At 40.1% G+C, this 13,912-nt stretch carries 19 protein-coding genes and 1 tRNA gene; 19 read left to right on the top strand and 1 reads right to left on the bottom strand.

Going from position 1 to position 13,912, the window contains the following annotated elements; all coding sequences use genetic code 11:
- The first annotated feature begins 1 nt into the window (after nt 1).
- From rpmD to Q0H92_RS00295, 18 genes are all read left to right on the top strand, one after another.
- Nucleotides 2–184, top strand: a complete 183-nt coding sequence (rpmD, locus tag Q0H92_RS00380; protein ID WP_013702550.1) for a 50S ribosomal protein L30 — start codon at nt 2–4, stop codon at nt 182–184.
- Nucleotides 184–657 (top strand): 50S ribosomal protein L15, encoded by a 474-nt coding sequence (gene rplO / locus Q0H92_RS00375; RefSeq protein WP_294014524.1) that lies wholly within the window; start codon nt 184–186, stop codon nt 655–657. Before rpmD ends, rplO begins: the two co-directional genes overlap by 1 nt.
- A gap of 15 nt (nt 658–672) precedes the next feature.
- Nucleotides 673–2,007: a preprotein translocase subunit SecY gene (gene secY / locus Q0H92_RS00370; RefSeq protein ID WP_013702548.1), complete on the top strand. Its 1,335-nt coding sequence runs from the start codon at nt 673–675 to the stop codon at nt 2,005–2,007.
- Between the two features lie 156 nt (nt 2,008–2,163).
- A complete protein-coding gene (gene rpmJ / locus Q0H92_RS00365) occupies nt 2,164–2,277 on the top strand; it encodes a 50S ribosomal protein L36 (protein WP_013702547.1) in 114 nt (37 codons plus the stop codon).
- A gap of 10 nt (nt 2,278–2,287) precedes the next feature.
- Entirely contained in the window at nt 2,288–2,656 is a 369-nt protein-coding gene (gene rpsM, locus Q0H92_RS00360; RefSeq protein WP_013702546.1) for a 30S ribosomal protein S13, read from the top strand.
- 12 nt (nt 2,657–2,668) lie between these two features.
- Nucleotides 2,669–3,052 carry a 30S ribosomal protein S11 gene (gene rpsK / locus Q0H92_RS00355; RefSeq protein ID WP_013702545.1) on the top strand — a complete coding sequence of 128 codons (384 nt, stop codon included), beginning with the start codon at nt 2,669–2,671 and terminating at the stop codon, nt 3,050–3,052.
- 92 nt (nt 3,053–3,144) lie between these two features.
- On the top strand, nt 3,145–4,191 hold the full coding sequence (locus Q0H92_RS00350; RefSeq protein WP_013702544.1) for a DNA-directed RNA polymerase subunit alpha: 1,047 nt from the start codon (nt 3,145–3,147) through the stop codon (nt 4,189–4,191).
- The gene (gene rplQ, locus Q0H92_RS00345) at nt 4,188–4,619 is read left to right on the top strand and encodes a 50S ribosomal protein L17 (protein ID WP_295795682.1); all 432 of its coding nucleotides are present in this window, start codon (nt 4,188–4,190) and stop codon (nt 4,617–4,619) included. Before Q0H92_RS00350 ends, rplQ begins: the two co-directional genes overlap by 4 nt.
- Nucleotides 4,620–4,629: 10 nt before the next feature.
- The gene (locus Q0H92_RS00340; protein ID WP_295795683.1) at nt 4,630–4,878 is read left to right on the top strand and encodes a hypothetical protein; all 249 of its coding nucleotides are present in this window, start codon (nt 4,630–4,632) and stop codon (nt 4,876–4,878) included.
- A gap of 169 nt (nt 4,879–5,047) precedes the next feature.
- Nucleotides 5,048–6,190 (top strand): ABC transporter substrate-binding protein, encoded by a 1,143-nt coding sequence (locus tag Q0H92_RS00335; RefSeq protein WP_296010372.1) that lies wholly within the window; start codon nt 5,048–5,050, stop codon nt 6,188–6,190.
- 121 nt (nt 6,191–6,311) lie between these two features.
- The gene (locus Q0H92_RS00330) at nt 6,312–7,202 is read left to right on the top strand and encodes a branched-chain amino acid ABC transporter permease (RefSeq protein WP_295795688.1); all 891 of its coding nucleotides are present in this window, start codon (nt 6,312–6,314) and stop codon (nt 7,200–7,202) included.
- Nucleotides 7,203–7,212: 10 nt separating this feature from the next.
- Nucleotides 7,213–8,229 (top strand): branched-chain amino acid ABC transporter permease, encoded by a 1,017-nt coding sequence (locus tag Q0H92_RS00325; RefSeq protein WP_295795692.1) that lies wholly within the window; start codon nt 7,213–7,215, stop codon nt 8,227–8,229.
- The gene (locus Q0H92_RS00320; RefSeq protein WP_295795694.1) at nt 8,226–9,041 is read left to right on the top strand and encodes an ABC transporter ATP-binding protein; all 816 of its coding nucleotides are present in this window, start codon (nt 8,226–8,228) and stop codon (nt 9,039–9,041) included. The genes Q0H92_RS00325 and Q0H92_RS00320 overlap by 4 nt, the downstream gene beginning before the upstream one ends.
- Nucleotides 9,038–9,748: an ABC transporter ATP-binding protein gene (locus tag Q0H92_RS00315; protein WP_365920000.1), complete on the top strand. Its 711-nt coding sequence runs from the start codon at nt 9,038–9,040 to the stop codon at nt 9,746–9,748. Before Q0H92_RS00320 ends, Q0H92_RS00315 begins: the two co-directional genes overlap by 4 nt.
- A 2-nt stretch (nt 9,749–9,750) precedes the next feature.
- The gene (locus Q0H92_RS00310) at nt 9,751–10,395 is read left to right on the top strand and encodes a CBS and ACT domain-containing protein (protein WP_296010369.1); all 645 of its coding nucleotides are present in this window, start codon (nt 9,751–9,753) and stop codon (nt 10,393–10,395) included.
- A 113-nt stretch (nt 10,396–10,508) separates the two neighbouring features.
- Nucleotides 10,509–10,582 (top strand) — tRNA-Ala (locus Q0H92_RS00305).
- Between the two features lie 68 nt (nt 10,583–10,650).
- Complete coding sequence (locus tag Q0H92_RS00300; RefSeq protein WP_296010367.1) at nt 10,651–11,196, top strand: flavin reductase; 546 nt, start codon at nt 10,651–10,653, stop codon at nt 11,194–11,196.
- A gap of 16 nt (nt 11,197–11,212) precedes the next feature.
- Entirely contained in the window at nt 11,213–11,995 is a 783-nt protein-coding gene (locus Q0H92_RS00295; RefSeq protein ID WP_296010364.1) for a LuxR C-terminal-related transcriptional regulator, read from the top strand.
- Nucleotide 11,996: 1 nt separating this feature from the next.
- On the opposite strand, the gene Q0H92_RS00290 is transcribed toward Q0H92_RS00295, so the two are convergent.
- Nucleotides 11,997–12,575, bottom strand: a complete 579-nt coding sequence (locus tag Q0H92_RS00290) for a DJ-1 family glyoxalase III (RefSeq protein ID WP_296010361.1) — start codon at nt 12,573–12,575, stop codon at nt 11,997–11,999.
- Between the two features lie 91 nt (nt 12,576–12,666).
- On the opposite strand from Q0H92_RS00290, the gene Q0H92_RS00285 reads away from it, so the two are divergent.
- The gene (locus Q0H92_RS00285) at nt 12,667–13,902 is read left to right on the top strand and encodes a response regulator (protein WP_296010358.1); all 1,236 of its coding nucleotides are present in this window, start codon (nt 12,667–12,669) and stop codon (nt 13,900–13,902) included.
- Nucleotides 13,903–13,912: the final 10 nt, after the last annotated feature.

The following is a 13,912-nucleotide window of genomic DNA, read 5'->3' as shown; positions in this document are numbered from 1 at the left end:
TATGGCAAAGATACGTATTACCCTTGTTAGAAGTGTTATTGGACAGAAGCCTGCAAAAAGAGCGACTGTTCGTAGCCTTGGCCTTAAAAAAATCAATTCCAGTGTAGAACATGAAGACACTGCTTCTATAAGAGGCATGGCTGCTGCTGTTTCTCACTTGGTAAAAGTAGAGGAAATTAACTAATGGCTGACTTTACTTTAAGAGCACCAGAGGGTGCAAATAAAAAACCTAAGCGTGTAGGCCGCGGATCTTCTTCTGGTCTTGGAACAACAGCTGGAAAAGGAAACAAAGGTCAGCAGTCACGCTCAGGAAAAGGAACACCATACGTTGGATTCGAAGGCGGACAGATGCCTTTGTATCGTCGTATTGCTCAGCGCGGATTTTCAAATTCACCTTTCAAAAAGGAATTTGCAATCATCAATTTGGTTGACCTTGAGGCAAAATTTGCTGACGGCGAAACTGTGAACCGCACATCTTTGAAGGAAAAAGGTTTGGTTGGAAAAATCGTTGACGGAATTAAAGTTCTCGGAAACGGTGAAATTTCCAAGAAACTCACTGTAGAAGTTGAAAAAATTTCTGCAAGTGCCAAAGAAAAGATTGAAAAAGCTGGCGGATCAGTAAAGGTGATTGCTGAAAAGTCTGCGAAAGCAAAATAAACGTGGAGTGACTAAATGGCAAACAATCCAGTTGTAAATATGTTCAAAGTAAAAGAGTTGCGTTCAAAGCTTCTTTTTACATTGCTCATTCTTGCTGTTTTCCGCTTGGGAAGTGTTCTTACTATTCCAGGCATCAATGCCACATTGCTTTTGCAGTATTTTGACAATCTTGCTAGTGGCGCAGAAAGTGCGTTTGCCAGTTACATGGACTTTTTTGCGGGTGGTGCATTTGAAAGATTTTCTGTGTTCATGCTTGGTGTAATGCCTTACATTTCTACACAGATTATCATGCAGCTCGCACTTGTTATTTTTCCATCGCTCAAGAGAATTGCGCAGGAAGAAGGCGGTCAGCAGAAAGTGCAGGGCTGGACTCGTGTCGGAACAATAATTGTTTGTCTGATTCAGTCTATGGCCATTACAGTTTATGCTGATTCCATCAACCAGCAGATTCCTGGAGCGATTATTTTCGATAACAAGGTCTATTTTAATCTTCTTGCTATTCTTACTGTAACCACAGGTTCTATGATTACAGTTTGGATGGGCAACCAGATTACTGCGCGTGGTATTGGCAATGGTATTTCAATGATTATCTTTGCTGGTATCGTCGCACGTCTTCCAAGTGCTGTCTATGAATTGATTAGAGGTGTACGCAATGAAGACATAAATGTTGTTTTCGTTGTTGTTGCAGTGTTCCTGTTTCTTGCTATTATCGGACTTGTTGTTTTTGAGCAGTCTGGTGAACGCAAAATTCCTGTTCATTATGCAAAACGCGTTGTTGGACGCAAAATGTATGGCGGACAGAGCACTTACATTCCTTTTAAAATCAATCCGTCGGGAGTCATTCCAATCATTTTTGCTTCTGCATTCTTGACTTTCCCTCTTCAGATTGCAAACAGCCTTTCAACAAAAGCTACCTGGCTTATGAAGGTTGCGGCAGTTTTGAATCCACTTGGTTTTTGGTATAATTTCATCGAAGTGTTGTTGATTGTATTCTTTGCATACTTCTACACTCAGGTAACCCTGAACCCCACTGAAATCGCTAAGAATATCCGTGAAAACGGCGGTTCCATTCCTGGAATCAGAACTGACAAGACTGAGGAATATCTTCAGAAGGTTTTGAACCGTCTGATTCTTCCTGGTTCACTGTATCTTGCTGCAATTGCTTTGCTTCCTACATTGATTCAAATTTTATTTAAGTTCCCTGCGTCAATTTCTATGTTGATGGGCGGTACTTCGTTGCTGATTTTGGTCGGTGTTGATATTGATACTATGGCTCAGGTTGAGGCTCTTCTTAAAATGCATCACCATGACGGACTTACAAAGAAGGGATTAAAATCGCGTAATTTGTAAAATTTCGTGATTAGGACTAGATTAAGTTAGGAAAATTATGTTATATTATTGCACTGCTGTTTTTTACGGCGGTGCATCGGATTGTAATCCATGGTGTAGAAATTTCACTTCGGATTGCCATGATTCGATGTATACATGTTTTCCAAGGGGACTTTTATGAAAGTACGAACCAGCGTAAAGCCCATCTGCGACAAATGCAAGGTAATCAAGAGAAACGGAATTATCCGCATTATCTGTGAAAACCCAAAGCATAAACAGAGACAGGGCTGAGGAGTAACTGATGGCACGTATTGCGGGTGTTGATCTCCCAAACAAACATGTCAATATCGCATTGACATACGTATATGGTATTGGCCGTTCATCAGCTAATAAGATTTGCGAAGCGACAAATGTAGATCCTCATGCACATTTGAATGATCTTTCAGAAGATGATCTTACAAAGCTCCGTAAATATATTGATGAGAATTTTAAGACTGAAGGACGTCTTCGCTCTGAAATCGGTCTTAACATTAAACGTCTTATGGATATTGGAAGCTATCGTGGACTTCGCCACCGTAAGGGTCTTCCTTGCCGCGGTCAGCGCACACGCACCAATTCTCGTACACGCAAAGGTAAGAAAAAGACCGTTGCTAACAAGAAGAAGGCTTAAGCGAGGTAACAGATGGCAACAACTGTAAAAAAGAGAAAAGAGAAAAAAAGCGTTTTTGAAGGTAATATTTACATTCAGGCTACTTTCAACAACACTATTGTTACAATCACAGACTTAAGAGGAAACGCAATCGCTTGGGCTTCTTCTGGCGGTTTGGGATTCAGAGGAGCAAAAAAATCTACTCCATTTGCAGCACAGTCTGTAGCAGAAACTGCTGTTCAGCGTGCGGCAAGCTATGGTTTGCGTGAAGTTCATGTATTTGTAAAAGGACCTGGAATGGGTCGCGAAAACGCAATACGTGTTCTTGGTACATTGGGACTCAAGGTAAAATCAATTTCTGATATTACTCCGATTCCTCATAACGGATGCCGTCCGCGCAAGACACGCCGCATGTAATGACGATAACCGGTTCTTTGTGTGCCGGTTAATGATAATGCAAGCCCGAGATTCTGTTTATTCAGTTTTTCGGGATAAATAAGGAGTTCAGATTGGCTCGCAAAAATCTGCTTAAGGGTTTTAAGAAACCAAAGGGAATTATATTTGAACATCTGGAGAACAATCCAAATTACGGAAAGTTCACTGCGTATCCATTTGAGCCGGGATTTGGTACAACAGTCGGAAACACACTCCGCCGTGTACTTCTTTCTTCAATTCAGGGATATGCAATTTCTTCAGTACGTATTACTTCTTATGATGCAGATGGTGTTCCTCATGTAATTTCCAGCGAGTTCGAGACAATTCCAAATATTTCAGAAGATACTTTGGAAGTTTTGAACAGTTTGAAACAGATTCGTTTGCGCCTGCCGCGGGACGTTGAGCAGGAAACTTTCTTCTATGAATTCAAAGGACCTGGTACTGTAAAAAGTGATGACTTGGCGAAAGAAGGTCAGCTTGAAATTATGTCTAAAGATCTTGAAATCTTTACCATGATGGAAGGCGCGCATCTTGAGATTGAGTTCCAGGTTGACCTTGGAAGAGGTTATGTTCCTGCTGAAGTAAACGAACATTACATTGAAATTGTTGGTACAATTGCAATGGACTGTATCTTTACGCCTGTGCCAAAGGTTAAGTATTCAATTGAACCTTGCCGTGTAGGACAGCGAAACGACTATGATAAACTGATTCTTGAGATTTGGACTGATGGTTCAATTACTCCAGAAGATGCGCTTGCTGAAGCTGCAAAGATCGCTAAAGATTATTTTGCTATTTTTGTAAACTTTAATGAAAGTGAGTATTCTGGCAGCGATGAGCTTGATGAAGGGGACGAAAAGATTCGCCAGCTCCTTAATACTTCGGTAGAAGAGCTTGAGCTTTCTGTTCGCAGTTCAAACTGTCTTAAGAATGCAAACATTAGAACAATTGGTGAGTTGACCAAGAAAACTGAAGACGACATTACAAAAACTCGCAACTTCGGAAAAAAGAGCCTTGAAGAAATCAAAGCAAAACTTGAAGAGCATGGCTTGACTCTTGGAATGACTGATTATAGCCACCTTAAAGATGTTGACTTAGGTAAACATAAGGACGAAAACGAATGAACCACAGAAATGGATTTAATCCGCTTTCACGTACAACAGCCCATCGCCGCGCAATGACTCGCAACATGGTAACTTCGCTTTTTAGATATGAGCGCATTACTACAACAGAAGCTAAGGCTAAAGAAGTACGCAAAGCCGCAGAAAAATTAATTACACGTGCAAAAGTTGATTCTGTTCACAACAGAAGAACTGCTGCTAAATTTATTGCTGATGAGAAGATTCTGAACAAGCTTTTTACAGAAATCGGACCTCGCATGAAGGAACGCAACGGCGGTTACACACGCATCCTTAAACTTGGATTCCGCCAGGGTGATGCGGCAGACACTGTAATTTTTGAATTGGTTGACTACAAGCTGCCAGATTCTTCAGCTGAAGAAGAAAAAGCCGCTAAAAAGTCTGCAAAAAAAGCTGAAAAAGCTGACGCATAAGGAGTAAGCAATGTCTAAAGCTCATCGTGGAACTGGAATCCGTAAAGATCCTAATCATGGTCGCGGAGTTTGTCCTGTTTGTGGAAAACAGCAGATTAAAACTTTGTACGATCAGGAAATAGACGGAAAAAAAGTTAAGATTTGCAAGTTCTGTAAGGCTGCTCTTAAAAACAAAGCTCAGGTAGAAGCAAAACTTGCTAAAAAAGCTGCTGCAGAAGCCGCTCCTGCTGCTGAAACAGAAGCACCAGCTGAAGCATAATTTTATTTGTATTCAGCTTCAAAGCCGTCCTTTTTTTAAGGGCGGCTGTATTTTTTTAAATATATTTAAAATTCTTGTTTACTAAATTTCAACAATTGTATAAAATTGCTCATAAATGATAGGTGCGGGAACTTGCATTTTAATTTGCAAAGATTCCGCAGGAGGATTTATGAATAAATTTTCAAAAGCATTAGTCTTGGGCGCAATGACTTTTTCTGCCTTTGCATTTGCAGCTCCAAAAGGAAAAACTGTTAAAATCGGCGGAGTTGCACCACTTTCTGGCGCAGTAGCAGTTTACGGAGTTGAATGTAAAAACGGAATCGATCTTGCTGTTTCTGAAATCAATGCGGCTGGAGGAATTAACGGTCAGCAGGTTCAGTTTGTTTGCGAAGATGATGAAGGCGACGCTGCAAAATCAGTAAACGCATATAAAAAGCTTGTTACAAGAGACAGAGTCCGCGTTATAATCGGTTCTCTTACTTCCGGATGCACAATTGCCATTACAAAGCAGGCTCAGGCTCAGAAAGTGCTTCAGATTGCTCCTGCCGCAACAGCTCCTGCAATAACTGACGCAGGAAACTACATTTTCCGCACTTGCTTTATCGATCCGTTCCAGGGAAAAGTCGGCGGAAAATTTGCATTTTCAAATCTTAATACAAAAAATGCGGCAGTTCTTTATGACATCGGAAATGACTATTCTGTAGGTCTTATGGAAAACTTTGTTGCTGAATATACTTCTTTGGGCGGAAAAGTTGTTGCAAAGGAATCTTACAACACTGGCGACAAGGATTTTAATGCTCAGCTTACAAAAATAAAGTCAGCAAAACCTGATGTAGTTTACCTTCCTGATTATTACGGAACAGTTGCTCTTATTGCAAAGCAGCTTCGTGCTCAGGGAATCAATACTCCAATCGTAGGCGCAGACGGATGGGACGGACTTACAGGCAACGCTGGCGATGAAGTTCTTAACGGATATTATTCAAATCACTATGCGGAAGATTCCGACAGTCCGGCTGTTCAGAAATTTGTAAATTCATTCAAGGCAAAATACGGAAAATCTCCGAACTCTTTTGCAGCTCTTGGATATGACAGCGTTTATATGCTCAAGGATGCAATGGAAAAATCTGGAACAACTACAGACATTGCAAAAATCCGCGACGCATTTGAAAAAACTGACGGAAACTATGTAACAGGACATATCGTATTTGATGAAAAACGCAATCCTGTAAAATCAGCTGTAATGATTAAGCTTGTAAAGGAAAACGGAAAACTTTCTACAGCTTATGCGGCTACAGTTGATATTAGCAAATAGCGAATAAATTCAGTTTTTAAAATTTTGACACAATGGGGTGTTCTTCGTAATTGAGGAACGCCCCTTTTTATTTTTATGAATTTATAGTAAAATCAGTAGGATTTTTTTCTTGGAGGATACGTTGGATACTTTTTTTAAGCAACTTGTCAATGGGCTTTCTTTGGGCAGCATATATGCCTTGATTGCTCTTGGGTATACAATGGTATATGGAATCGTAAAGCTCATCAACTTTGCTCATGGCGATGTTATGATGATTGGAGCTTATACAGGATACTTTGTTTTGACTGCGACCGGTCCGACTCCGCTTGGGCTTGTGCTTGCATTTTTGGGCGCGATGGTTGTCTGTGCAGTTTTAAGCCTTGCTATTGAGCGTTGTGCCTATAGACCTTTGAGAACTGCTCCGCGTTTAAATTCTCTTATTACGGCGATTGCGGTTGAGCTGATTCTTCAGAATGCTATGCGCGTGCTTCCTTTTGTAGGACCGAATCCGCGTCAGTTCCCGACAATGGAAACAAAATTTTTTACATTTGGTTCAGTGCAGATAAGCAATATTCAGCTGATTGTAATTATTTCTTCAGCTGTTTTAATGGTTATTTTGAATTACATAATCAATTATACAAAAACCGGACGTGCTATGCGCGCTGTAAGCTACGACCTTGGAGCCGCAAGTCTCATGGGAGTGAACGTAAACAGAACGATTGCAATTACATTTGTGATTGGTTCAGTTCTTGCTGGAGCGGGCGGAGTTTTGTATGCGACTGCTTATCCGCAAGTTGATCCGTTCATGGGATATATTCCTGGACTCAAGGCATTTGTTGCGGCGGTTTTAGGCGGAATCGGCTCTATTCCTGGCGCGATGGTTGGCGGCGTTATTCTTGGAATTGCGGAAACTATGACCAAGGCTTATATTTCTTCACAGTATGCCGACGCAATTTCTTACTGCATTTTGATTTTAATTCTTCTTGTTAAGCCGGCAGGTTTGCTTGGCAAAAAAGAAGTTGTAAAAGTTTAGGAGCGGCGGAATGAAAGACAAGTTTATTAGAAATACAATAATTCTTTTTGTTATCGCCTTTGTCTGCATTGCAGTTCCTACGGTTCTTATGGATTTGCCGCTTGGAATGCCTTTAATTGATGCTTACACTGCTCAGATTATAACTCTTGCCGGTGTAAACGCAATCATGGCAATCAGTGTAAATGTTATCTGCGGAATTACAGGTCAGCTTTCTTTGGGGCAGGCAGGATTTCAGGCGCTCGGAGCATATTCAGTTATTATTCTTACAGAAGCCGGAATTCCATTGCCTGTTAGCATTTTGCTTGGCGGACTTATTGCGGCTTTCTTGGGATTTTTGATTGGATTTCCTACGCTAAAACTTGAAGGCGATTATCTTGCGATTGTAACGCTTGCATTTGGTGAAATTATCAGAGTTTGCCTTATAAATTTAAAGTCGATAACTGGCGGTCCGAACGGAAAACAATTCAGCACGATTTTTACAACTTCACTCGACCATAGCGCGGCAATTTCGTATCTTGCGGTTATTGGCTCGCTTGTTGTTATTGTTGTTCTTCTTCAGAATTTTTTGCGTTCAACTTACGGAAGGGCAATTCTTGCAGTCCGTGAAGATGAAGTTGCGGCAAACAGCAATGGAATCGGAGTTTTCCGCTATAAAATGACAGGCTTTGTAATCGCTTCATTTATCGCAGGAATTGGTGGCGCGCTTTATGCTCCGTTTATTGGATTCATAAAACCTGATTTGGCTTCGTTTAACAATTCAATTAACGATTTGATTTTTGTTGTTTTGGGCGGAATGGGAAGCATAACCGGCGGAATTCTTGCGGCATTTGTTCTTACAATTCTTCAGGAAGCGCTTAGGTTCTTGCGCGATTACCGTTTGCTGATTTATCCAGTTGTTTTGATTTTTGTAATGCTTTTCCGTCCGCAGGGACTTCTTGGAACAAAAGAATTGAGCTTTATAAAAGTATACGATGGAATTCCTGGATTTTTTGTCAGATTGTTTAAAAAGCAAGGAGGAAGAAAATGAGCGAAAACAAAGAGCTTCTTCTTCGTGCAAAAGATATTTCGATTGTTTTTGGCGGTTTGCGCGCTGTAAGTGATTTTGACCTTGAACTTTATCAAGGCGAGCTGATTGGACTTATTGGTCCGAACGGAGCCGGAAAAACAACAGTTTTCAATATGCTTTCCGGAATTTACAAGCCGACTTCTGGAACAATTACTTTTGTTGGACGCGACGGAAATCTTCAAGTTGTAAGCGGAAAATCGCCTGCCCAGCTGAACAGAATTGGAATTGCCCGAACTTTTCAGAACATCAGGCTTTTTGGACATTTGACTGCCGCGGAAAATATAAAAATCGCGCTTCATCAGACTAGAACTGTTACGCCGATTGATGTTTTGCTCAGAACTAAAAAATTCCGCAATGATGAAAAAATCATGCAGGAAAAAACGGAACTTTTGCTTTCTATTTTTCATCTTGATTCCAAGAAAAATGAACTTGCGCACAACTTGCCTTACGGTGAGCAGCGCAAACTTGAAATTTGCCGCGCGCTTGCTTCTAATCCAAAACTACTTTTGCTTGATGAGCCGGCGGCTGGAATGAACGGTCAGGAAACAGAAGAGCTTATGGAGCTTATTTCGTTTATCCGCAAAAAATTCAATCTTACAGTTCTTTTGATTGAGCACGATATGAAACTCGTCATGGGAATTTGCGAGCGGCTCATGGTTTTAAACTACGGACGTGTAATTGCTTCCGGGCTTCCTGCGGAAATTCAGTCAAATGAAGAAGTTATAAAAGCGTACCTTGGTTCTGGCTATGAGGACGTTGGAGGAAAAAAATGAGCATGCTTGAGGTTGAAAATCTTGTTGTTTCTTACGAAGCAATCAAGGCGCTGAAAGGAATTTCTTTCAATGTTGAAAAAGGCGAAGTTATTACGCTCATCGGCTCGAACGGAGCTGGAAAAACCACAACGCTTCATTCAATCAGCAACCTTGTAAAAAAAGCGAGCGGAACAATAAAATTCGAAGGAAAAGACATAACAAACATGAGCGCGGATAAAATTGTTCAGCTTGGACTTATTCAGGTTCCGGAAGGCCGCAGAGTTTTTGCAAATATGAGCGTAAAGGAAAATCTTGAAATGGGCGCATATTCACGCAAGGACAAGGACGCAGTCAAAACCGACATGGAATGGTGCTTCGAGCTTTTTCCGCGTTTAAAAGAAAGAATAGGACAAATTTCTGGAACACTTTCCGGCGGTGAACAGCAGATGCTTGCAATGGCCCGCGCGCTTATGTCAAAGCCGTCACTTCTTTTGCTTGATGAGCCAAGCATGGGACTTGCTCCGATTCTTGTTGATGAAATTTTCAACATAATTGAAAAAATCAGTTCGGCAGGAACAACAATTCTTTTGGTTGAGCAGAACGCATACAAGGCATTGTCAATTGCCAACCGTGCATATATACTTGAAACAGGCGTGATTTCAAAAAGCGGAAACGCCCAAGACTTGATAAAAGACAATGCAGTAAAATCTGCATATTTAGGAGGCTGATTATGCTAGTAAAAGATGTTATGACTGAAAATCCTATAACAATCGGACCAGAGGCTTCTGTTCTTGAAGCAAAAGAAATAATGAGCAGAAATAAAATAAAAAAGCTTCCCGTTGTTGACAGAAACGGCGCGCTCATTGGAATTATTACAAACACTGATTTAGCAAAAGCTTCTCCTAGCGCGGCAACAAGCCTTGATATGTTTGAGCTTGGATATTTGCTAAGCAAACTTTCTGTTGAAAAAACGATGGTAAAATCTGTAAAGACAACAACAGCAAATCAGACAGTTGAAGAAGCCGCCCGCCTTATGAACGACTACGGAATCAGCTGCCTTCCAGTTGTAAAAGAAAATTTGCTTGTTGGCGTTGTAACTGAATCAGACTTGTTTGCGACATTTATTGATATGTTCAACACAAGAACTCCAGGTGTGCGCGCAGTCGCAGTTGTTGACGAAATCCCCGGTGAACTTGCAAAACTTGCCGCGGCTATTGCAGAAAAAAACGGAAACATTGTTTCGCTTGTAACTTCTGATGCTAGCGATTCCAAGCACAGAACTGTTACTGTAAAAGTTTCAAATATTTCCGAAGCGGAATTAAAATCTTTGCTTGAATCGAATAATGCTGAAATAAAAGACATCAGGTCGGTTTAAAAATTCGCCGTTAACAAGGAAGTGTTCCGAAGATTTTTTAAAGCCTTTAGGAATACTTCCTTTTGATGTATTGACGTTGTTATTATTTTTTGGTAAAATTTAAAAATATTTAAGGGGGTGTAGCTCACCTGGCTAGAGCGCTTGCATGGCATGCAAGAGGTAACCGGTTCAAGTCCGGTCATCTCCAAATTTGAGTGGAAGTCTGTTTGATAAGTTCAGACCGGCTTTTTTTGTTTTAAAAGGAGTGGAAAATTTATGTTGAAAGTTATAAAGCCAGAGGCGATTTTAGATAATCCGTTCAAGCTGATTGGAAAAGACCAGATGCTGATTACAGCTTGCACAAAAAAATTTTCAGATGACGGAAATATTGTTACAGGTCGCCCGAACACAATGACAGCGAACTGGGGCGGGCTTGGAGTTCTTTGGAACAAAAATGTGGCGACGGTTTATATTCGTCCTTCAAGATATACAAAGGAAATTATAGATGAAACGGATACTTTTTCGTTGAGCTTTCTTCCTGAAAAATACAAAACCGCTCTTGATTACTGCGGCTGCCATTCAGGACGCAATGAAGATAAATTCCGCGCTACAAAACTTGATGTTGAATATATGAATGGAACTCCTTGGATAAAGCAGGCTCGGCTTGTTTTGTTCTGCCAAAAGCTTTATTCGCAGGAACTAGACCCATTTAAATTTGAAGAAGAGAAATTTTGTAATCAGTTTTATAGAAAAAATGATTTTCATACAATCTATATAGGAGAGATTACAAAAGTCTTGGCGGAATCAAGGGACTTAAAATGAATCCGCAGAAACAAAAATGGATTTTGACGAAAAAAAGTTATGGGAAATTTTAGGTCGGATTGGTGCTGCAATTACGGCATTTTGTCTGATTGTAAGCTTGTTTCAGTTTTTTACTGATGATTCACAAAATCTTGACGACACAAGAAAATTTATTAGAATTGCCATAAATATTATTGCATTTCTTCTTTTTTTACGTCTTTGTTTTGATCCTTTGGATTTTCGCTGCTATTCGGTTCTTTTTTATTGCTACGGAATAGGAAATTTTTTTGACAACGGAAATATTCTTGGCATTTTGTGCCTTGGACTTTCATTTTTGTTTTTGAACTTTTCTAATTTTTTTAAAAGCTACAGAAGCATTAAGACTTGTGTTTTTATGATTCTTCCTGTCGTTTCTTTGACAACGCAGTTTTTCAGATCAGGCTCGCTTGTTTTTTTGCTTTCACTTGCGCATATTGCAGGGGCTGTTTACATGGGCTTTGTTGCTTTTGCAGTTCTTTATCCGATTTTTAAAAAGGCGGAATCAGTCAAGCGGATAAAAATTCTTGACAGCGCAGAATGTTCTCCCCGCGACATTGAATTTTTGTCTTCAGTTTTGGAAGGGAAAAAGTACAGCAAAATCGCCTTGCTCCATGATGTTTCCGAAAGCACAGTAAAAGCCCGCATGGTTGAGCTTTACAAAATGCTCGATGTTAAAACCCGCACAGAATTTCTTACAACATACAACGGGTTTTCGTTCAAGCTGAATTCAAGCGGAAATTTTAACAGCGGCACTTTTCAAGCTCATCAGAATGCAAATTAACCTAGCATTTTCTTTGAACAGAAGCTTCCATAATTTTTGCTTTTGTTTCCTCACCAAATAAAATTCTTACAATTTCCATTGAAAACTGCTCGGCAGCTCCGGGACCTCTTCCAGTTACTAAATTTTCATCTGTAACAAATGGCTGAATTTTGTGGTTCTTCTGAATTTCTTCGGAAAGGCTTTTTTCCTTTTCTGGATAGCAAGTCCAGTTTTTTCCGTTGAGAATTTCAGTTTTGCCAAGGACAACTGCTGGAGAAGCGCAAATTGCCGCAATTATTTTCTTTGCCTTGAACATCTGGTTTATAAATTCCATTGCTTTTGCGCATTCGCTTATATTTTTTGCGCCGGGCATTCCGCCTGGAATAACCACCGCGTCAGGCAGCTCTTTTTCAGTTGAAAAATATGTGTCTAACGTCATGTCGGCAGTTACAAGAATTTTATGCGCGCCTTCAACGTTTCTGGAAGAAGTTCCTGTTGCCGCGATTATAACTTCAGTTCCTGCCCTGCGAAGATAATCTGCCGGCGAAAGTGCTTCTATTTCTTCAAATCCGTTTGCCAAAAGAACTACTGCTTTTTTCATTTTTCCTCCATGAACTGAACTGCATTTGTGCAATTGTTCTAAATTGTGTTTATAATTGAAATTATACAATTTATGAAGTATTATGTATATTATGAAATCGGTACTTCTTATAGACTGCTCTTCTTTATTCGGCGGTTTTTTGCATGACAAATTTTCAACTGAGCAAATTTCGCTTGAGTCAGTTTCTAGTAGAGAAGCCTATACAAAAATGATAACTTTGCTGCCCAATTTGATAATCATTGAGGCGGAAGACGGACTTTCAGAAGATGTGATGCATCTTTTGGAAAAAAAGAGCGTTGATCCAAATGCGCGCAAAATTCCTATAATAATCACAGGACCTGTAATTGAACGCTCAAAAATTGCGAATCTTGTTGAATATAATGTAGTAAAATATTTTTCAAGGCCAGTTAAATTTGATGTTTTTTTTGAAGCTGTCGGAAAAATTCTTCAGATTGAATTTTCAATGGACAAAACGCCTTGCATTCTCGATGTCCATTTGAACGGAAGCCTGATTTTTATTGAAGTTGCGTTTGGACTTAACCGCGAAAAACTCATGCTTTTAAAATACAGGCTTGCGGAGCTTATTGACCATTACAAAATAAATGTTCCCAAGGTTATCCTGATGCTCACAAATATTCAGCTTAGCTTTGTTGACGGACTGAACCTTGAGCTTTTGATTGACAATATTTCCGCGGAAGGAAGAATTCCGAACAAATATATAAAAATCCTGACAAACGATGTTTTTACAAAAGAACTTGTAAAAGGGCATCCTGAATATTTTGGAATTCAAGTTTCCAGCGACATTGAATCTATTGTTGGATTTATGGTTGACCAAGATTCAAATTACAACATCAAGGAATTTGTTTGTGATAAAGTTTTGACTTCCGACAAGCCTGCCGAGGATTCCGTTTTGGGATTTATTGATTCTAAAAGCAATCTCGAAGGAAATTTTGGAAGCATGATGCGAATTGCGGTTATTGACGATGACATTGTTGTGCGCAAGCTTCTGCAAAATACATTTTCTTCTGTAAGCGGCGAAACCGACCTTTTTGAAACTGCCGGAACTTTTTTTGATTCACTTTCAGCTGGAAAAGAATACGATGCTGTTATCATGGATTTGTATTTGCCGGACATGGACGGAATCAGTGTTCTCAAAAATTTTCAGCGGAAAGGCTTGCAAATTCCTGTTATTGTGTATTCAAAGGCGGCGGCGAAAGAAGTTGTAATGCAGGCACTTTCCTTGGGCGCAAGAAGCTACCTTGTTAAGCCGCAAAAACCGTCTGTAGTTTTGGGCAAAGTTCTGGAAATTCTGCATTCCAATTCCTAAAAGCCGGAAT

It is taken from the genome of uncultured Treponema sp., assembly GCF_934725225.1.
GTDB lineage: Bacteria > Spirochaetota > Spirochaetia > Treponematales > Treponemataceae > Treponema_D.
The sequence above is the reverse complement of the archived record's forward strand: the minus strand, read 5'-3'. Positions and strand labels throughout refer to the sequence as shown.